The following is a 19,768-nucleotide window of genomic DNA, read 5'->3' on the forward strand; positions in this document are numbered from 1 at the left end:
TATTACCTAATGCTCCGCATAAAAGTGGACTGCAAAAAGCAATCCAGGACGGTTGGGGACCCTGCATTGCCTATATCCTCAAACCACATCCCTACGCTAGCGTTAACTAACAGGTTCATAGGGTCAGAACTCGAACATTCACTCTCAGCCGCTTTTGCAGCTCCCCCTGTGGAAATATTAAATTTAATTCCTTTTCGAATATACTACTTTTTTTCATCTCCGACAAGGAAAAACATGGAATATGCAAAACATGGCCATTGGACGATTTTATTTAGAAGGAATTATGCTTCACCCTATCGAATTAATTCATCTAAAGCCCACTTTCATTTATCCCGATAGGAGGACCAACATGCTAACTCAAAAAAAAGAGGCTTTACTCAATTTTTTTAAAAGCCAGAAACAGCAGCTTTTATACGATTGGGACAAATCTATTATTGTTTCGGACAAGGATCCTTTTAGGGACAAAATACTTGCTAATGGCGAGTCCCTTTTCAATATGGTGTTAATGGTTTTTAAAATGACCCAGGACGAACTGTTGGAATACATAGAACATCTGGCTACAAGCGTATCTCTAGAGCGTGTAGAGGCAAATATCAATATCGGGGAATTTGTTTATAACGTTAATCTTGGCAGAAGTGTGCTTTACAGCTATCTTTCTAAAGCTGAACTGGACTGGAGCGACATGCAGGAATCAATCAATTTAATCAATTTCTGTTTTGACAAATTCCTTTACTTTGCTGTTTCCCACTATACCGAGGAAAAAAATAAAATTATAGAAGAAAAAACCAAGTTTATTGACTCTACACATCAGGACAGGCTTACCTTGCTTGGTCAAATGACATCAAGTTTTATTCATGAATTTCGCAATCCACTTACTTCCATTCAGGGATTTATTCAGCTGTTAAAATCAGATTTTCCCGATATGAAATATCTGGATATCATTTCGAACGAATTGGGACAATTGAATTTCCGCATTTCACAGTTTCTTCTTCTATCAAAAAAGGAACTGATTGGCAAAGAAAAGAGTTACTACAGTTTGAATACTTTAATTGAGGAAGTTTTAAACTTTCTCTATCCCAGTATTCTGGATGGGAAAGTGAAAATTGATAAAAAGTTGTCAGGTGACCCTCAGCTTTATGGATATGCGGATGAAATAAGGCAAGTATTCATTAATATCATCTTTAATGCCATTGATGTACTCGGCCACCAGAGCAGTGAGAATCCTTTAATTGGAATTGTATCGGAATCCCTGGATGAGACAAGCGTCAAAATAACAGTCTCAAATAATGGTCCGATGATACCCGAGGAAATACAAAAAACAATTTTCGAACCCTTTTTCACAACAAAAAAGTTGGGGACGGGGCTCGGACTATTTGTGTGCAAGGAAATTATTGAAAAACATAAGGGTGAAATTTATTGCAAATCCATGCCGAAGAATACATCCTTTTCTATTATCCTTCCAATAGCACTAAATACTTGATTAAAGGAGTTATTTTGTAATGTTTACCTTGAAAATTGATCAGGACATTGAACTTCAATTATTTCAGCTTCATGATTCACAAAAGTTGTATAGACTGGTAGATGAAAATAGAACCTATCTAAGGGAGTGGCTGCCTTGGGTGGATGGTATGACCTCCTCCTTCCAATATCATGGAATTATCCCAATGTGGCTTAAACAGTTCGCCGAAAATAATGGATTTAACGCCGGGATTGTATATAAAGGAGAACTGGCAGGCTCTTTGGGCCTCCACCAAATTGATTGGCATAACCGGCAAACCAGCATTGGTTATTACCTTGGCCAAAAGTTTCAGGGACATGGAATTATGACAAGGGCAGTACAAGGTGTGTTAAACTATGTATTTTATGATCTTGGACTAAACCGGGTGGAAATCCGCTGCGGTGAAAAAAACATTAAAAGCCGTGCCATTCCTGAAAGGCTGGGATTTAAAACAGAAGGCATGATTCAAGATGGCGAACAATTATATGGACGCTATCATAATCTGGTTATATACGGAATGTTATCAAGAGATTGGCTGCATTAATTTGCGGCCGGCTCTTTTTTTAGTTTCCAATATAAATTCAGCCATATTAGCTGGACAATTGGGTAGAAAGTAAAAGAATAAAAAATAGAAAACCCGTCTCTGTAATGGTAAATCCCCACTTTATGAGCCACTGCTTCCGTTAATAATCCAATTAAAGACCAGCAAAGTATATATGCAACAGCGTGGCGTGTTTGCAGTTGAAGCTTTTCCCATAAATAAATAAAAAAGTATGAAAAAGGTCCATACATTACATACGAAATAAAATCAAAAAGCTCAAATTTCGAGACCTCATTTACATCATAGTAGTTCATGGGATACAAGCTGATAGTATGGTCAAAAAAGAAGCCTGTGTATATCCCGAATAGCAGGCATAATAACAGCATTTTGAAGGAGAATTGTTTTCTGGCTAAATAGACAGCTAAATAGCCAATAACAGTTACCATAAGAACAAAAATTTCATTTGCATCAAATGACTGGTCATACCGAACCAACTCCCTTCACCCTTTCTTGCTTGTTTACTATTTTCCATACATAAAACGATATAATTAAATTTGCACAGAACAGCATGACTGAAAAGATTGCATTCCATTTATTGTAAATTAACATTCCTAAGAGCCTCTGAAGAATTTCAATTCCCATCGAAACCATAAGAACCATAATAAATATAATGACTCTCCTTTGAAAGGTCTTAGCGATTTCATTTAAATTAAGCCATAGCAAAACCAATAATGGTAAAACAATGTTTCTGCATATAATAAAAGCAATATATTTCTCGATGGATACTGAAACCTTTATAAAATTTAGATTCAGCCAGAGAATCGTGCTTCCGTTCATCAAAAGCATAGATACAATGAAAAAAACAATTAAATTCTCTATAAGAGGAATGTTCTTTTTTTGATAATTGTACACAGCACCTAGTATTAAGGCTAATAAAGTAAAAATAAACACAGTCATTAAGTCTGCATCCTTTTATTTTTTGATTATTATGTCCTAGTGCTAATATTTTACCCGGTAAATGCAGACAAGTATGAGATATAAAAAGAAAAAATTGCGCTAAAAATGTTTCAAAGCTCCAAAAAAGTAGAAAATGTAACTTAGGGGTATAATAGTGAAAATGTAGGTTTTGGGAATGGAGGTGCGTCCTTACAGGAATTGTAAGGTATTAGATGATATTAACAAATATTATGATTATCGCAATTTTAATAGCATTGACTGCTTTTTTTGTATCCTCAGAATTTGCAATGATCAGAGTCCGGACTACAAGAATTGAACAATTAATTTCGGAAGGAAACAGAAAAGCTACAAAAGTAAAAAAAATACTAATGAATCTCGACGGATATTTATCTGCTACTCAAGTAGGCATAACCATTACATCACTAATTTTAGGCTGGCTTGGTGAACCTACCATTCAGAAAATGCTAAATCCTTTGTTTAATAAAATTGAACTTCAGGGATCATTAAAACATATCATATCTTTTATTTTAGCTTTTGCGATCATTACTTTTTTTAATGTGGTCATTGGTGAGCTTTCTCCGAAAACTTTTGCGATTCAAAAAGCCGAACAGGTTATCCTTTCTTTCGCTTCTCCACTTATCTGGTTTTACAGAATCATGTATCCATTTATCTGGATACTTAACCATTCATCCAGAGCGGTAACGGGAATGTTTGGCTTAAAGCCCTCCTCAGAACTTGATGTGTCCCATACTGAAGAGGAATTAAGGATGATCTTATCTGAGAGCTATAAAAGCGGAGAAATCAACCAGTCCGAATTCAGCTATGTGAATAACATCTTCGAATTCGATAACCGGATTGCCAAGGAAATCATGGTTCCACGCACAGAGATTATCGCTCTGACAAAAGACATGGTCATGGAGGAAATTTTCGACATCATCAAAGAAGAGAGATATACAAGATATCCGGTTACTGAAGGAGACAAGGATAATATTCTCGGTATCGTGAATGTAAAAGAGGTACTAACAGACTGTATGCAGCATAAGTGTGAGGGTGATCAGCCTCTTGTACCTTATATTAAACCTGTCATCCACGTTATTGAGAATATTCCCATCCAGGAATTGCTTGTACGTTTACAAAAAAGCAGGTCCCATATGGCTATCCTATCTGATGAATACGGCGGTACGGCAGGACTTGTTACAGTTGAGGACATCCTGGAAGAAATAGTAGGCGAAATTCGTGATGAGTTTGATCTTGATGAGCTCCCTTTAATTCAAAAAAAGGGTGAAGGGCACTACATTCTTGAGGGAAAAGTATTGATAACCGAAGTGAATGATTTATTAGGAATAGCCCTCGAAGAAGAAGAAGTGGATACAATTGCCGGCTGGTTTTTGACACAGAAATTTGATGTTCAAGAAGGAGAATCACTTGAGCGGGAAGGGTTTATTTTTCAAATAAAAGAAATTGAAGGCCATCATATTCTATATGTTGAGGTAAAGAAAGTCCCAGCTGTGCATGAGCAAATTAAAGATCAATAATTACCCCGATAAGCTGATCCTAAAAACCATTAATTTGCGGTTTTTGAGATCGGCTTTTTTTAACCCGTTTACTCTCCCTCTTATTGCTTAGCCATGTAAAAGCTTTGCATTTTGCAGGAATAGCGGTCAAAGGACCCCAAGTGCAAAGCGCCTGGGAGGTTCCTTAGTGCTCCAGCAGAAGCCCGCTCGTCGCAAAGCCGCATGCAGCTGTCCAAAGAGCTTATCGCGATGTTATTTCCAAGAGGCATCTTGTCCGCCCTTAGAACAGTGAGCGCCAATCAACAGACAAGTTTACAGTCACTATGTCTAAAAAACATCTATTTCCTTTGGGGAAATTTAACAGATTTTTTTTTGCATATCCATAAAAATATTTTTTATTCAGCCTACATAAGTTTTTATGCATTTCCATAAAATGTTTTAAATAACACAGTTTCTAACTGCAACGTTTGACTGTATACTTTTATTTCTTTATAATTATTCTTAATTTTAATATAGAGGTGATATGATGGGGTATTCTATCGTATCGGCGAATTAGCGTGTATTGCAAGTGTTTCTAAGCGCACAGTTGATTATTATACATCAATTGGTTTGCTGAATGCAGAGCGGTCCAAGTCCAATTACCGTATATATTCTGAAGAGGCATTAGCCGATTTAAAGTTTATTGAGGACTGCAAGGTATTGCATTATCCATTGGGCGAGATTAAGAGAAAGCTAGATATGAAGAGAGCAAAAAAAATCCGTGAATCCGAAATGGAAAAACATATCAGTGCTGTCAGCCAGCAGATGAAGCAGCTACACGAAGATTTATCTGTATTATTACCATTGATCGAAAAGATGGATCAACAGCAAAAGGAAGATTTTGAACAAACCATAAACCTGCAGGGAACTGCCCTGATAAAATCTCTTTTGAATCTAACGGTTAACTTTTGATTACACTGGGAGGTGACTCCTTACCCGAATTTTAGCGGGATAAGGAAACTTATTGGACATATTAAACTTGGTTTTAATAGCCATTTTAATTGCTTTAACAGCTTTTTTTGTCGCATCTGAATTTGCGATTGTTAAGGTGAGAAGTTCTAGAATTGATCAGCTGATTGAGGAAGGCAGGACATCTGCAATTTCTGCGAAAAAAGTAGTAACCAATCTGGATGGATATCTCTCTGCGTGCCAATTAGGTATTACCCTTACTGCACTCGGCCTCGGCTGGCTTGGAGAACCAACCATCGAGGATATGCTTCACCCTCTGTTTAGTAGCGGGCTGAACATTCCGGAAGGTGTGGCTAAGGTGCTATCATTTACAATTGCTTTTGCTGCAATTACCTTTCTCCATGTAGTTGTCGGGGAATTGGCTCCTAAAACCTTTGCCATCCAGAAAGCAGAATCAATTACTCTTTACATGTCAAAGCCTCTTATTCTTTTTTATAAAGTGATGTACCCATTTATTTGGGCACTGAATGGTTCAGCCCGCCTTACAGCAGGTATTTTCGGGTTAAAGCCGGTATCAGAGAATGAATTGGCCCACAGTGAAGAAGAACTTCGAATCATTTTGTCTGAAAGCTATAAAAGTGGTGAAATTAACCAATCAGAGTTTAAGTATGTTAATAAAATTTTTGAATTCGATAACAGAATAGCTAAAGAAATAATGGTTCCGAGAACTGAAATGGTTTCTTTATCAAAGGATGATACGCTCGAAACCTTCCTCGAAGTGCTGAGAGAAGAGAAATTCACACGTTATCCAATTATTGATGGAGATAAGGACCATATTATAGGCCTTGTAAATATTAAGGAAATGATGACTGATCTAATTGGTAATGAGAACCTGTCATCCCAGACACTTGAAGCCTATACACGGCCGATAATAAGGGTAATTGAAACCATTCCTATTCATGACCTTCTTGTTAAAATGCAGAAGGATAGGGTCCATATGGCTATTTTAATGGATGAATATGGCGGAACCTCCGGTCTTGTGACAGTAGAGGATATCCTTGAAGAGATTGTTGGAGAAATTCGCGATGAATTTGATATGGATGAGATTCCAATGGTTAGAAAAATTAAAGACAACCATTACATTATCGATTCAAAAGTTTTAGTAACCGAAGTCAATGACTTACTTGGGATTGAAATTAATGATGAAGATATTGATACAATAGGCGGGTGGATTCTGACAGAGAATTATGAGGCTAAGGAAGGTGACAACATTCTGCATGAATCCTACACCTTTAAAATTCTAGAAATGGAAGAACACCATATAAAATATTTGGAAGTATCAAAAATGGCAGAAGGCGGCGAGCCTTCCGCCCAAAAGATTCCCCTGACAGAATCAGAGGTTCTCTTCTAGCTAAAACCCAGACCAAAGAACTCGGTCTGGGTTTTTATCTTTTTATAAATGAATTTTTTATGAATAGTCAAAAGACCACTCATTTTCCACTCCAAACGAATAGTTTATTCATAAGGAGGGGATAAAAATGAATCAACTGGCATATTTATACTTGGCTTGTATCCTTGCAGGTCTTGCACTGCTAAAAGTTGCCGGCGGCATTGGTTTGGTTTCCGGTTTAGGCCATCTTATTTCCATTATAGCTATTGTTGCTGTCGTAATTTTTGGATTTGCCATACTTTATCTAGGTATTCGAGCTCTGCTCAAAAAGTAAATTAGCATGCTGTCTTCCCCTTTAAATAAGGGGAAGCTTTTTTATCTAATCAGACGACAGACGGGAAAAGGAAATCTTCGTCATCTTTAACTTTGCACGAAGAAAAGGCATATCTTTTCGAGGATGTGCCTTTTTTAGCCTGATAAGTGCAACTACACGCACTCGTGTCACCTAAAGGCTCGGCAATTGCCGAGTTTTTTTATTTTGATTTTAATATAAGAATCTCTTCTTCAAGTTTTGCTATCTTAACAAGATGAGAGTCAAGACGACGGTGTGCATATCGAACGTCATCAGGACCACCTGCCCCAACTTCCTCATCGGAAGCAATTACTCTTTTTTGAACATGCTCCTGAAATTCTTCAATCCTATGAAGAGAATCTTTAATATCTGATAAATCGATCTGGTTTACTGCAACCCGGTGTTCGATACTGTCAACCTTCTCAAGCCTTGCCAGCCTGTTTTCAATACTTTCTAAAGTAGCATGAAAAGATTCTATTAAGCTTTTTATATCGTGAACGCTGTCCCACAGCTGATTAACTTTTTGATCCATGATGGCATTCTCCTTATAACATAGTGTTTTCTTTAATCTAATTTTAACACCTTAAACACTATGAGGATGTTACAAAATCAGCACAACTTGTGTAGGAACTTTGTTTTATATTTGAACACTTTATTACTTATTCGGATTTAACCAGAAAGTGTGAAAAAAATCATAGTGAAAAAGTTTGTTTCCTTATACCATTTGATTATAGGATGAATTGTTTTTTTGAAATCAAAATTTATAAAGGTTGGTGCTCACTATGTTGATTTCCATTGATGAAAAGGCCCTGATTTGGTTTACTGATGAGTTTGGAATAAACAGACCATTTTATATTCGTATGTTTCCGCAATACGCAGGCTTTGGAGAAAAGCATAAAGGATACAGTCTTGCCTTTTCTGCTGAAGTACCTGCCAATGCAGGCTTTATTCAAGAACAGAAAGGCATTACTTTTTATGTAGAGGGCAATGATACCTGGTTTTTTGAAGATACCAATACATTCTTATCCTATGATGAGAGAATAAAAGAGCTTCTTGTAAAATATGAGGGAGTTCATTAAATAAAAGGAGGTCCTTTCTTCAAGGACCTCCTCCTTTTTCAATTCTTCTGTGTATAGCGGGGAAACTTAATCTTGAATTTTGTTCCCTGCCCAATTCCGCTAGAAACTTCAATTGTGCCTTTATGGAATTCCACCAGTTTTTTCACAATCGAAAGGCCAAGTCCAAATTCCCCGTAAGGATTGCTTGTTCGAGAAATATCTGCCTTATAAAACCGCACCCAGATAGACTCGATTTCCTCCGGTTTTATCCCAATACCCGTATCTTCTATTTCAATAATATTATTTGGACCATCTTCAAACGCCCTTAAAAAGATTTCTCCATTGTTGGTAAACTGAATACTATTCTTGGTGATATTAATTAGAATTTGAAAGAGTCTGTCGTAATCCGCATAAATAACCAAGTCTTCAGCCGCTTCTGTTTTAAGGCGGTTGCCTTTCTCATCAGCCTGCATTTCTAGCTGCTCCTTGATAATCTCAAAAACCTCAGATATCTGGATGGGTTCAATATTTAAAACAATCTGATTTGAACGGATTTTTTCATAATCCAGATTTTCATTTACCAGCCTTGAAAGCCGTTTTGTTTCCTTTTCGATAAGCCCGAGGCATCTTTCCTTTTCCCCAGACGGGATCAAATCATTTTTCAGGCCTGTTACAAGCCCTCCTATTGTGGTAAGGGGCGTTTTAAGCTCATGGGAGACATCTGCAATAAACTGCCTTCTTCTATTTTCAAGCATTTCAATTTCTTCCTGAGAGGAAAGCAATCTGCCCGCCATTCCATTGAAATCCTTTGCAAGGTCCCCTATTTCGTCCAATTCACTCGCTGGAATATTAATATCGTAATTCCCACTGGCTATAAGGGATGTAGCGTGACGAATCCTGTCAATTCGTTTTACATGGAACTTTGATAAAAACCAGCTAAGCAGTATAGTAACAGCCAAAGCTGCTAAAACAGCATAGAAGAAAAACTGAATAATTTCATCAATTGTTTCCTTTGTTCCGCTTATGGGAGATACAAGCAATACCCCGCCTAAAAAAATATCACCCTGCATATAAGGAATTGCTACAAGAGTGACCTCCTGTCCAAACCTCTTCAAATCACGCTTGACCATAATCCTTTGGCCTTTTTCAATTTGTGCCCATTCTTTATCCGTTAATTTCACAAGCAGAGTTGATTGATTTTTATAATTCACTACCCGGCTATTCGCATCAAATAAATAAAACCTAATATTCCTTGCTTGAAGCAAATTACTATAATGCTTTAAAAATTGCGGACTTGCCTGGGCAGGATCGGAAAGATCATGGAGTATTTGTACCCCAAATGAATTTAGCTCGTCCACTTTACTTTCATAAATAAAATGCTCGACAAAGCTGGAAAACAAAAGCCACAATAGTAAAATAGCAATAAGCAATACGCTGATATGGCTTAGGAGTAATTGATACAGGTATTTAAACCTCATTTTCAATCACCGATTCATCAAATTTATAGCCTATTCCCCAAATGGTATGAATGAATGGCTGATTCGGGCTCCCAATTTTCTTTCTCAATCGTTTCACATGAACATCTACTGTTCTTTCATCTCCATAAAATTGATAACCCCATACTTTATCGAGAAGCTGTTCCCTCGAAAAAACCTGGCGAGGATTCTGGATAAAGAAATAAAGCAGATCAAATTCCTTCGGAGTTAGATTTGGCATTTTCTCTCCATTGAAATAAACTTCCCTTGTTTCCTTGCTGATTTTAAAATACTCAGTCTCTATAAAATGGTTCTCCTGATTCCTTACATCCTGCTGAAACCTGCGGGAAACTGCTTTTATTCTTGCCAGCAAAGTCAGGGGGCTGAAAGGTTTCGTTACATAATCATCTGCCCCCATCTCTAAACCAAGGACCTGATCTGATTCACTATCTTTAGCAGTCAATAGAATAATGGGCACATTGCTGGTCTCTCTTATCTTTTTAATGAGATTTACCCCATCCATCCCCGGAAGCATCCAGTCAACAATTAGCAAATCCCAATTTCCCGCTCGAAATCGATCATAGCCCATGAGCCCATTATGGACAAACTCCCCTTTATATCCCTCTTTCATAAAAAACATTTCCAGCATGGAACAAACACTTTCATTATCCTCTATGACTAAAATATTCATATACGCTACCTGCCTTTTTTTCCTCGGGATTATACCTAACAACGATCTCAATTATAGCTATCATATATTAAATTGCATCCATGTTTACCTACCATTTTATCATGTTCCATTCGTTATGCAGAAACAATAATAATCAGGAAAGAGTATGCCCAAAGGTCAAATAGGAATTTCCCAACGAAAAAAGCCAACCTTCCAAAACAAATTCCAGTGAAAATCCCAGTCTTTTTTCCTCTTTTGAATGTTTATATCGTGCTAATCTATCTTTTTCAGAAAATAGTAAATAATTGTGAAATTAGTTACAATATAATTGAAGAGACATATTATATTACGAAAATAGGTTTCAAATAATACTTTTGAACCAAATTACAGCTTAATCACTTTATTAATTGTTTCCCATCTTTTAATAGAAGGGGGAAGGATATGATGGATTACTCAAGACCCTTATTCACCTGGTTCAACCTTACCTTTGACATTTCAATCATCCTCACAAGCACACTTGCTTCTCTCGCCGTTTTCCTCTTAGCATTACTTTCGGTAAGAAATCTTTCCCTAAAAACTCCTGCAAAATGGCAAAATTTTATGGAGTGGATTGTAGAGTTTGTGCAGGATATTATGCAAAGCTCCATGGGCAAGGCAGATAACCTATTTATTTTATCCACTGGTATTGCGCTTCTAATGTTTATCTTCATTTCCAACCTGCTAGGACTTCCGTTTAACTTTATAACTGGGATTGAGCATCCTATTTCATGGTGGAAGTCCCCCACTGCTGATGCTCATGTCACTATGACTCTTGCGATCATGATCATGGCTTACACTCATTTTATCGATATTCGCCTTCATGGATTTAAGCATTATATCCTTGGTTACTTTAGGCCTTTTAAATTTTTATTCGTGATTAATATCATGGAGCAGTTTTGTACCACTTTAACTTTAGGACTAAGGCTGTTTGGAAATATATATGCAGGTGAAATGATGATGGGCCTTTTAGCAGGAGCCATTACTAATGGGTTATTGGCTGCCGTTCTCATCTCGGTTCCAATGCTTCTTTGGCAGGGATTTTGCCTCTTTATCGGTGCCATTCAGGCATATATATTTGTTACCTTAACGATGGTTTACATTGGTCACAGAGTTACCTAATTTAGTAGGAAGGAGCTGTTTTCCATGGGTGATTTTTATATATTCGGTTTGCCTGTCTCCCTTGGAACAATGATTTACCAGGCCATTATCTTTACAGTTCTGGTGTTCTTATTGAAAAAGTTTGTTATTAAAAAGCTAGTAAAAGTAATTGAACTCAGAAAAGATTATATCGAAAATCAACTGGCCTTAACAGAAAGGTATAAGGTTGAGGCCAGGCAGGACGCAGAAGCTTATATTCAGTCAATATTACAAACCAAAAAAGAAGCGCAGGAAATATTGGAGCATAGCCGAAAAGAAGCCAATCTAATAATTAAGGATGCTGAGAAGGAAGCTTATGAAGTTTTACGGAATGTAAAGATGAATTCTATTAATGCCCGTTCTTTGTCTCCCAACTCCAAAGGAAAAAACAAGGGGGCGTAAAAGATGAAAAAAACCTTCACTAAAACCTTTGGAAAGGTAACCGAGGCTTTTGATATCATCCTGGAGGACAAATGGATTTATGTTCATTATTCTAAAGGAACTAAAGAACAAACAGCATGTATTCTAAAAAATGATTCTAAACCAATCTGGGAATACATTTCAGGCTTTTTAGAAGAAAACCGCGTTTCGGAAGAAATAAAAAAAGAAATCAAAACCTTTTTGATGGGAGTTAGCCAGAATAAGGATTCCAAATGGAAGGATTTTACCGACTTCTTAATAAAAGCACTCTCCCTTCACCTAGTAATAGGTGTAATTCTTGGATTATCTATTTTTACCGGATTTAAAATTGGATCTCTATTGGATACCAGGTACGCTATATTTCCAACCTTTACTTTAGTAGGAGTTTTTAGTGGTATTAGTGTTGGCGGACTAGGTGCATATGGAATTATTTATAAATATATGAGACCTGCACAAGTTGAGGTACACAAGAAAAAGAAACCAAGAGTTCATAAAAAGATGGAAGCTAAAAATTACCCTATTATTGACGTAACCATTGAGGATGTACAAAGAGCTGTACGTTCTTTTTCAGAAGATCTTCCAGGAGGCGTTTACCGGACAATTCTTATTCAAGATGATCACAGCATTGATTTTAAACAGCTTGCCCATTTGCTAGACGGAATTCCTTCTAAAAATTTTTATATGTCAAGGGAAACATATGATATTTTCGATGAAGAGGAAAAACATATTCCAGGTGAAATGGATATTATCCAGCAAGCGGTCGACCAGTATATGAAAGAGCACAAACAATATCCGATGTTAAAATTTGATCCTTCCCGCCGTGTGAATTATTTTCAGCTCATACAGGCACACCTTCTTCAGACAGAACCTCAAATCCAATTTTATATAACGGATGTTGATGGTCTTGTCTCACATAAAAAACAAAAAAAGTCCAAGAGCTTTTAAATATAAATTGGAAGTGGGTGACATAATTGTGACGCCCTCTTTTTATTGCGGCATTTCTAATAAACAACTTATAAAAACTATAACTATGTCACAAACTATTACAGCCATTATTGACCGAGATTATTATTAAGAAGGAGAAACAGATAATATCCAAGGTTCTTTTTGATCGTAAACCTCTTTTAGGTTTAAAAACGGGTAATAAAGATGGACCTTATTGTCCAGTATCTTCCTTCTGATTGAAAAACGGTAGATATAGCAAAGCTGGGAACAAAACAGTAAAGCCTTTCATTGGAAAGCCGGACCTACTTCATTGAGCCGGGTGTGTTTTGTTCTTAATAGCCCCCCGCTCATAGACGATGGCACCTTCAAATCTGAAAGCTATAAAGAAAGCTATACAGAGAAAACGCCTCAAAATGTTCATTTTTAAGAACGATCCATACGTTTGAGTGCGAATAAAAGCGGGGAAATAAAGTGTAAAGGAGGGGTTTTTATGACCAAGCAAGTCGAACTTTCCGACTACCACCTTTGGATGTGCCAGCAAATCAGAGAAAAACTGGCTCACGGTAGTCATGCACTCGGTATTTCTCCTCTTGATGCAGAAACATACACGGAAAAAGATCTTGTCACAATTGCTCTAAGTGAAATGGTTGTTCGTTTAAGTTCAGACCAGCCATTTATAAATGGCACTATATAAGAAAAGAGGAAGTGCCCGTTGAGCGTCCAATGGGAATTAAAAAAAGGCTAAAAATGCTATATTCTTTTGGGAACACTTTCTAACCTGCATCGTTCGAAGCTTTCCTTGTCCTTCAGCCCCCCGCTATGACTGAGGAAATGCAAATCGATTCGTTGTTGATTAGAGGGGTGCACGAGTCACTGCGCGCTGGAATTAGAAATTAGAAAAGCGCAAGCGTCCAGATAGGACGCCTGCGCTTTTTGTTTTCTATTCTATTTTGTACGATACCACTGGGCAGCAGCTTCAATTTCCTCAACAGTTAATTGGTGCCCTCTATTCTCCCAATGTATATGGACATCTGCTTTTGCTCCTCTTAGCAGCTCATCAAGAAGGGATGACTCTAGCGGAGAACAAATAGGATCATTTGTCCCAGCTCCAATAAAGACTGGAACTCCTGTTAAATCCGGAAGCTCTATTCCTCGTCTTGGCACCATTGGATGATGCAGGATTGCACCCTTTAGAGCATTCTGATAGTGAAACAATAAGCTTGCAGCTATATTAGCACCATTTGAATAACCGATAGCTATAATATTATTTCTGTCAAAATGATACTTTTCTGCTGCCTCATCAAGGAATTCATTTAATTCTTTTGTCCGAAAAATTAAATCCTCTTCATCAAAAACCCCTTCAGCAAGCCGCCTAAAAAAACGCGGCATGCCATTTTCAAGAACATTTCCTCTAACACTTAGGACTGAAGCTTGTTTGTCAATCATTCCTGCGATTGGGAGCAGATCATGTTCATTTCCTCCAGTCCCATGCAGTAAAAGCAATGTTGGACTTGTTTCATCGGTCCCTTTTTGAAATAAATGTTTCATTATAATTATCCTTTCGTAAAATATTTTAATCCCTGAAGCTATAGGAAATCTTACCTTTGCAGGCTAGTGAAAAAAATATTGTCAGTAAGCTTCTTTATTATTCCCTGCTCTCCTGAACAACTATAAATAAAGGTTCCTTAATTTTTTCTAAAATGTCTCGAATTCAAGATAATAGTAACTCGTATATAAAATTGTGTCAATTTTAAAGCTTTTATCATTCACTGTTCACACAAAACCTAAAAAAAGCTGACTAGCTAAAATGTCATAATAACCTCAAGTCAGCTTTTCAAAAATTTTTATATTAACCTTTTTTTCTTCTTTTTATACTCATACATTTGTTCGTCTGCCTTTTTTATTGTTACAGCCAAATCCACTGGGCTACCTTGAAAGAATACTGATCCAAAACTGATTGTAACTGGGAGCCCCTCCCTTTCCCATAACTCCTCTAATTCCAGAATGCACTTTTTAATCCACATTTTTACGTAATCCTTCCTATCTTCACCATGTGGAAAATAGAGAATAAACTCATCTCCCCCGTACCTGAATACTCGGTGATAAAAATAGGAATCCTCCTGCAGCTTTTTCACCGTATCCTTTAAGACCAAGTCCCCTCTATCGTGACCAAAGTTATCATTAACTTTTTTAAAATCATTCAAATCAAGCAATGCAAATGTTCCGTTAAGTTCTGTCTTGATTGAGGTAAATCTTTCCCAGGAAGCTCGGTTTTCCGCACCTGTAAGTGCATCAGTATGTGCCTTTTTTTCGAGTTTATAGGCTCTATTAAAATAATTTACTGATTGATATATCCCGATTAAAAGGAGAATCTCCGGGATAATTCCGACAACACCCATAAAGTAATACTGAAGATACATTATATAGCTGATAAGATAAATATTTAAAAAACCCCAGTTTATGTCCTTCTTGCTTTCATTGATTTGCTGAATAATCGTTGTTTTTTTCTTATTGGCCAAAATACAGGCAGATAGAAAACGATTAATGATAAAGTGAATGAAAAAGGCTACCAGAAGAACCGCAAAAGTATAATAGATACTATGAGAATATTGGGAGAAGTGATAAAAAACCAAGTTTGTTCCCAATATTCCCGCGTTAATATGACCAATCATTAAAAAAGTCTGCCGTAATGGATTTTTATTTTTAACTGTAATTCTTAAAAGTCCCGGTAATGAAACAAAAATCGCAAGCGGAGCAGGAAACACCAAAGCATTGAACATAATGACGGATATTCCAGGCCGCCAGGATGCCCCGCTTGGCAAGACTACTGACCAATTTGATATTAAAAGAAAAATAACTCCTAAGACACACATATCAACTAGATAAGGTAAGCTTTTATCAGATATAGTTAAAACCATTCCATAAATCGATGAAATGGCACCAAAAGCAGCAATTGCTCCAACTATTACTTTATTTGTTTTCATATTTCCTCATTCCCACTCACTAAAATAAACAGGCTATCATTTTAATTTCCATAATGATTAATAGGACTATTTTATCATGTTTTTGGTTTAAAATGGTTAATTTTTTCCGTGATATTATTCTCACCTTAATAAATTACAAGGATATATAATAATTTTTCCCCTCTTGAAAAATACTAAAAGCATATATGTTAATTAGGGTGTGATGTTTTTGGATAATAAAACAAAAATTCGTTTAACGGCTGCAGAAATATCTGCATTATGGATGCAATATGTAAATGACACAGCTTCCATTTGTATAAATAGCCATTTCCTTTCAAAGGCGGAAGATGATCAAGTCCGCCCTGTTATTGAATTTGCTCTAGAATCCTCAAAACGAAATATCTCTTTTTTAAAGAACCTTTTTCTGGCGGAGGGATTCCCGCCCCCTTTAGGTTTTACCAAAGAGGATGTCAAACCGAATGCCCCTAAATTATTTTCTGATTCTTATGCTCTTATGTACTTAAGAAATATGTCGGTCCTAGGAATGGCATCTAGCAGCGGTGCCATTGGACTTTCCACAAGGGAAGATGTCATTTCTTTTTTTTAATCTGTATTAAAGTCTGCAGTCGGTTTGCAGGACTTAACAAGAGAACTAATGCTCAGTCAGGGGATATATATTAGGCCCCCAATGCTTTCAATGCCAGACAAGGTTGATTTTGTGAAAAGACAGCATTTCCTTGCTGGATTTATCGGTGAGAAGCGGCCTTTAACTGCCCAGGAAGTCACAATTCTTTTTAATAACGTCCAAACCAACTCCATCGGAAAAACTTTAATTATTGGTTTTGCCCAAATAGCCAAACATAAAGATGTGAAGGAGTACTTTTTACGAGGAAAAAAACTCTCAGAAAAGCATATTGAGATTTTCACTGATATTTTAATGAAAGAGGACCTTCCAGCTCCAATGGCATGGGATACCTCTTTATCTGACTCAACAGAGCCTATTTTTTCTGATAAGCTCATGATGTTCCATGTATCCGGCATGACTGCGGCAGGGGTAACAAATTACGGAGCAGCCATTTCAGGAAGCCCCAGACGCGATCTGGCGCTAAGATTTGCTTCACTCATTCCCGAAGTGGTCCTTTACGCTGAAGATGGGGTGAATATTATGATTAATCATGGCTGGATGGAGGAACCTCCTCAGACAATTGACCGGGAACATCTAATTAGAGGTGAATAGAGTCAAACTTCTTATCCAATCAAGAGCTTAAAAGCTTTCACATACAACTATAGAGCTTCCTGTTCTCATTCGAACACCTGATTTACCAGATGCATAATTTCAAAAATGCAGCATACCCGGCAAGTTGGAATGACTAACCAGATTATGGGGAAAATATAGAAAACATAAGCAGAAGGGATTGTAGAAAATGCATCTTGCACTAACTGTTTTTACAATTATCGCTTCTTTTAAATGGGGAGATTGGAAAAACTGGAGAGAATACCATGCAAGTATGTTATTCATTGCTGCCGGTGGACTGTTATATGAATACATAGTTAGAGAATATACCCTCTGGAAATTTCATCCCGATTTTTTATATGGCCATGGATTGACTGTTGTCGTCTATGCTCTTATAACCATGCCTATAAGTGTTTTTTTGTTCCTTTCACACTTTCCCAAAACCTGGCGCGTAAGGTTTTTCTACATCCTAATGTGGTCGCTGATCTACATTACAGCTGAGTGGATTTTACTGATAAGCGGCAGAATTTCCTATCAAAACGGGTGGCACTTCTGGTACTCCTTTTTATTTGATATTGTCATGTTTTCAGTTATAGCCCTTCACCAATACCATCCTTTTCGTGCCTATTTCATATCAATCCTTGTTATTTTATTTTTAATATGGCATTTCGAAGTACCTTTTAAATTCGCAAAATAATTAAGCTAAAGATCCCCTTATTATTAATGGCTTCTTTAGCTTAATTAAAGAGAGAGCACCCTTTGAGGCGCCCTCACCGACCCTATAAGTATTTCCGATGTACTCCTTTTCCATCATACGAAAAAAGCATTTGCCTATCCTCAATAATAGACTCCATATGCACAGGCCTTCCCCAAAGCTGATGCACATAAGGAAGTACCTTCTCCAGGTATTTAATATCTAATTCGATTCCTTCAAACCAGTGCTTTAAATATAATTCGCCATTCCGTAAATAGTCTCCATCGTTAACAGTAATATATGGAAATCCGCCGTTAACCCTCATATTAACAAGACGGTCACGGACCTCTTCCCATTGTTTATCAATAATTTTGTATTCACGGCCCTGTTTTTGGAAGAGATACATATCCTCGCGCATAACCAGGTCTTTGGTTAGATAATTCCTTAAAAAAGAGATATCTGATTCGATTTCCCTTACTTCAAACATTTTCTCTCTTCCGGAACCCGGCTTGACTCCCCTGCGTTTCATTTCTTCCGTCGGATTATCATATCTTTCCTCAATATCCTCAAACATTTTAATGCCAAGGTAATATGGATTAATTCCTGTTTTGGATGGCTGAACTACTCCCGCGTTGAGCTTGGCGAACTCAATAGACTCACCACTAGTTAAATCCAGCTCGCGAAGTATGCGCTGATGCCAATAGGAAGCCCAGCCTTCGTTCATGATTTTAGTTTCAAGCTGCGGCCAGAAATAAAGCATTTCCTCTCTCATCATGGTCAGGATATCTCTTTGCCATTCAGTCAATTCCTTGCTGTAGGTTTCAATAAATAAGAGCAAATCTTTTTCGGGTTTAGGCGGGAATACTTTTCTATTGTTTACTTCCTTTTTTGGGACTTCCTTTTGACCTAACTTCCATAGATCATCATACGGAGTTACTCTTGGCTGATCCTCTTCTTCCTCGTCCTCCATTGACCAGGAAAGCTTTGGCCGCATTAAAGAAGGATCAATATGTTCATCAATGGCAAGAACAGCATTAAGGAAGGTTTCTACTTCCTTTTTTCCATAACGGATTTCATATTGGCTTATTCTATCGGCAGTAGCCGCCATACTTTCGACCATGTCTCTTTTCGTGTTTTGGAAACGAACATTGTTTTTAAAAAAATCACAGTGAGCGAGAACATGCGCAACAATCAATTTATTCTGGATCAAGCTGTTGGAATCAAGCAGGAATGCATAGCATGGATTAGAGTTTATGACCAATTCATATATTTTGCTCAATCCAAGGTCATATTGGAGCTTCATCTTGTAAAATTGTTTTCCAAAACTCCAATGTGAAAATCGGGTTGGCATTCCATAAGCACCAAAGGTATATATGATGTCAGCAGGACAAATCTCATATCTCATCGGAAAAAAATCCAAACCAAAGCCAGTCGCTACTTCAGTAATCTCTTCTATGGAATATTCCAAGGCCTTTCGTTCTTCTGCATTCACGAGCTGTTCCCCCTTTCACTTCTTACCACAATGTATGAAGAAAAAGGGGGAATGATGAAACGAGATATAAAATTAAGTCCATTTTAGCAGTGGAAAAACCTGGGCTCTCTATTAGCCAGCAGCAGGTTCCACCTTTAGATTTAACAGCTTCTTATTAGTTAAATTGTGCTCAATCCTAATAATGACATATCCCATTTTTCCTTTTTCTTTTATTTGAAAACGGAAGGAATCTGTAACATTTGTTTCTGCACCCTTTACCCTGCCTAAATATTCATATTCTCTAACCTCTGCTTCCGGATAATCCGCTCTGACTACCGCAATAGCAATTCGTCCGTACTTCTCATAATCAGGGTTTTGCGCTGCTGTACCCTGAGGATTAAGATTCATAACTAAAAAAACAGCTGCAAAAAACATCCATATATTTTTTCTTATCATTGTAAT

Annotated in this window: 23 protein-coding genes, 1 pseudogene and 1 riboswitch; of the genes and pseudogenes, 15 read left to right on the forward strand and 9 right to left on the reverse strand. The window is 37.2% G+C overall.

All coding sequences use genetic code 11. From position 1 onward, the window contains the following. Positions 1-71: 71 nt before the first annotated feature. Positions 72-177: riboswitch (TPP riboswitch) on the reverse strand. A gap of 172 nt (positions 178-349) precedes the next feature. After that, positions 350-1,480 carry a histidine kinase N-terminal domain-containing protein gene (locus AC3WR0_RS12345; RefSeq protein WP_492552600.1) on the forward strand — a complete coding sequence of 377 codons (1,131 nt, stop codon included), beginning with the start codon at positions 350-352 and terminating at the stop codon, positions 1,478-1,480. Between the two features lie 19 nt (positions 1,481-1,499). After that, entirely contained in the window at positions 1,500-2,042 is a 543-nt protein-coding gene (locus tag AC3WR0_RS12350) for a GNAT family N-acetyltransferase (RefSeq protein WP_492552601.1), read from the forward strand. Here AC3WR0_RS12350 and AC3WR0_RS12355 read toward each other — a convergent pair. Further along, positions 2,039-2,533, reverse strand: coding sequence for a hypothetical protein (locus AC3WR0_RS12355; protein ID WP_492552602.1), 495 nt, complete (start codon positions 2,531-2,533; stop codon positions 2,039-2,041). The genes AC3WR0_RS12350 and AC3WR0_RS12355 overlap by 4 nt on opposite strands. After that, positions 2,520-2,996 carry a hypothetical protein gene (locus AC3WR0_RS12360; protein WP_492552603.1) on the reverse strand — a complete coding sequence of 159 codons (477 nt, stop codon included), beginning with the start codon at positions 2,994-2,996 and terminating at the stop codon, positions 2,520-2,522. Before AC3WR0_RS12360 ends, AC3WR0_RS12355 begins: the two co-directional genes overlap by 14 nt. 212 nt (positions 2,997-3,208) lie before the next feature. On the opposite strand from AC3WR0_RS12360, the gene AC3WR0_RS12365 reads away from it, so the two are divergent. The 5 genes and pseudogenes from AC3WR0_RS12365 (at position 3,209) to AC3WR0_RS12385 (ending at position 7,182) form a co-directional block, all read left to right on the forward strand. Next, positions 3,209-4,531 (forward strand): hemolysin family protein, encoded by a 1,323-nt coding sequence (locus AC3WR0_RS12365; RefSeq protein ID WP_492552604.1) that lies wholly within the window; start codon positions 3,209-3,211, stop codon positions 4,529-4,531. A 540-nt stretch (positions 4,532-5,071) separates the two neighbouring features. Beyond that, positions 5,072-5,191, forward strand: a pseudogene (locus AC3WR0_RS12370) (MerR family DNA-binding transcriptional regulator); the annotation flags it as partial. A gap of 57 nt (positions 5,192-5,248) precedes the next feature. After that, a complete protein-coding gene (locus tag AC3WR0_RS12375; protein ID WP_492552605.1) occupies positions 5,249-5,461 on the forward strand; it encodes a MerR family transcriptional regulator in 213 nt (70 codons plus the stop codon). A gap of 52 nt (positions 5,462-5,513) precedes the next feature. Further along, a complete protein-coding gene (locus tag AC3WR0_RS12380) occupies positions 5,514-6,869 on the forward strand; it encodes a hemolysin family protein (protein WP_027320299.1) in 1,356 nt (451 codons plus the stop codon). Between the two features lie 127 nt (positions 6,870-6,996). Next, positions 6,997-7,182: a hypothetical protein gene (locus AC3WR0_RS12385; RefSeq protein ID WP_027320300.1), complete on the forward strand. Its 186-nt coding sequence runs from the start codon at positions 6,997-6,999 to the stop codon at positions 7,180-7,182. Positions 7,183-7,381: 199 nt separating this feature from the next. Here AC3WR0_RS12385 and AC3WR0_RS12390 read toward each other — a convergent pair whose 3' ends face one another. Next, the gene (locus AC3WR0_RS12390) at positions 7,382-7,732 is read right to left on the reverse strand and encodes a hypothetical protein (protein ID WP_492552606.1); all 351 of its coding nucleotides are present in this window, start codon (positions 7,730-7,732) and stop codon (positions 7,382-7,384) included. 250 nt (positions 7,733-7,982) lie between these two features. On the opposite strand from AC3WR0_RS12390, the gene AC3WR0_RS12395 reads away from it, so the two are divergent. Further along, positions 7,983-8,279, forward strand: a complete 297-nt coding sequence (locus AC3WR0_RS12395; RefSeq protein WP_027320302.1) for a hypothetical protein — start codon at positions 7,983-7,985, stop codon at positions 8,277-8,279. Between the two features lie 38 nt (positions 8,280-8,317). Here AC3WR0_RS12395 and AC3WR0_RS12400 read toward each other — a convergent pair whose 3' ends face one another. Both AC3WR0_RS12400 and AC3WR0_RS12405 read right to left on the reverse strand, forming a co-directional pair. Then, entirely contained in the window at positions 8,318-9,736 is a 1,419-nt protein-coding gene (locus tag AC3WR0_RS12400) for a sensor histidine kinase (RefSeq protein WP_492552607.1), read from the reverse strand. Next, a complete protein-coding gene (locus tag AC3WR0_RS12405) occupies positions 9,726-10,424 on the reverse strand; it encodes a response regulator transcription factor (protein WP_027320304.1) in 699 nt (232 codons plus the stop codon). Before AC3WR0_RS12405 ends, AC3WR0_RS12400 begins: the two co-directional genes overlap by 11 nt. A 423-nt stretch (positions 10,425-10,847) precedes the next feature. Here AC3WR0_RS12405 and atpB point away from each other — a divergent pair, with 423 nt between their 5' ends. The 4 genes from atpB (at position 10,848) to AC3WR0_RS12425 (ending at position 13,638) form a co-directional block, all read left to right on the forward strand. Then, a complete protein-coding gene (gene atpB, locus AC3WR0_RS12410) occupies positions 10,848-11,561 on the forward strand; it encodes a F0F1 ATP synthase subunit A (protein ID WP_492552629.1) in 714 nt (237 codons plus the stop codon). Between the two features lie 24 nt (positions 11,562-11,585). Beyond that, on the forward strand, positions 11,586-11,981 hold the full coding sequence (locus AC3WR0_RS12415; protein ID WP_492552608.1) for a F0F1 ATP synthase subunit B: 396 nt from the start codon (positions 11,586-11,588) through the stop codon (positions 11,979-11,981). Between the two features lie 3 nt (positions 11,982-11,984). Next, complete coding sequence (locus AC3WR0_RS12420; protein WP_492552609.1) at positions 11,985-12,944, forward strand: DUF3939 domain-containing protein; 960 nt, start codon at positions 11,985-11,987, stop codon at positions 12,942-12,944. 490 nt (positions 12,945-13,434) lie between these two features. Beyond that, entirely contained in the window at positions 13,435-13,638 is a 204-nt protein-coding gene (locus tag AC3WR0_RS12425) for a hypothetical protein (RefSeq protein WP_492552610.1), read from the forward strand. Between the two features lie 251 nt (positions 13,639-13,889). Here AC3WR0_RS12425 and AC3WR0_RS12430 read toward each other — a convergent pair whose 3' ends face one another. Together AC3WR0_RS12430 and AC3WR0_RS12435 are read right to left on the reverse strand one after the other, a co-directional pair. Further along, a complete protein-coding gene (locus AC3WR0_RS12430) occupies positions 13,890-14,495 on the reverse strand; it encodes an alpha/beta hydrolase (protein WP_492552630.1) in 606 nt (201 codons plus the stop codon). A gap of 293 nt (positions 14,496-14,788) precedes the next feature. Continuing rightward, positions 14,789-15,928, reverse strand: coding sequence for a GGDEF domain-containing protein (locus tag AC3WR0_RS12435; protein ID WP_492552611.1), 1,140 nt, complete (start codon positions 15,926-15,928; stop codon positions 14,789-14,791). A 208-nt stretch (positions 15,929-16,136) separates the two neighbouring features. Between AC3WR0_RS12435 and AC3WR0_RS12440 the strand changes: the two genes are divergently transcribed. The 3 genes from AC3WR0_RS12440 to AC3WR0_RS12450 all read left to right on the forward strand — a co-directional run bounded on the left by AC3WR0_RS12440 (position 16,137) and on the right by AC3WR0_RS12450 (position 17,838). Beyond that, complete coding sequence (locus AC3WR0_RS12440) at positions 16,137-16,514, forward strand: DUF3231 family protein (protein ID WP_492552612.1); 378 nt, start codon at positions 16,137-16,139, stop codon at positions 16,512-16,514. A 111-nt stretch (positions 16,515-16,625) separates the two neighbouring features. Further along, positions 16,626-17,144: a DUF3231 family protein gene (locus AC3WR0_RS12445; protein ID WP_492552613.1), complete on the forward strand. Its 519-nt coding sequence runs from the start codon at positions 16,626-16,628 to the stop codon at positions 17,142-17,144. A gap of 187 nt (positions 17,145-17,331) precedes the next feature. Beyond that, positions 17,332-17,838 (forward strand): CBO0543 family protein, encoded by a 507-nt coding sequence (locus AC3WR0_RS12450; RefSeq protein ID WP_492552614.1) that lies wholly within the window; start codon positions 17,332-17,334, stop codon positions 17,836-17,838. Between the two features lie 82 nt (positions 17,839-17,920). Here AC3WR0_RS12450 and AC3WR0_RS12455 read toward each other — a convergent pair whose 3' ends face one another. Next, positions 17,921-19,327 carry a SpoVR family protein gene (locus AC3WR0_RS12455; protein ID WP_492552615.1) on the reverse strand — a complete coding sequence of 469 codons (1,407 nt, stop codon included), beginning with the start codon at positions 19,325-19,327 and terminating at the stop codon, positions 17,921-17,923. Between the two features lie 111 nt (positions 19,328-19,438). After that, a complete protein-coding gene (locus AC3WR0_RS12460; RefSeq protein WP_492552616.1) occupies positions 19,439-19,762 on the reverse strand; it encodes a DUF3889 domain-containing protein in 324 nt (107 codons plus the stop codon). Between the last annotated feature and the right edge of the window lie 6 nt (positions 19,763-19,768).

The sequence above is a fragment of the Neobacillus sp. FW104-15D2 genome, assembly GCF_058790155.1.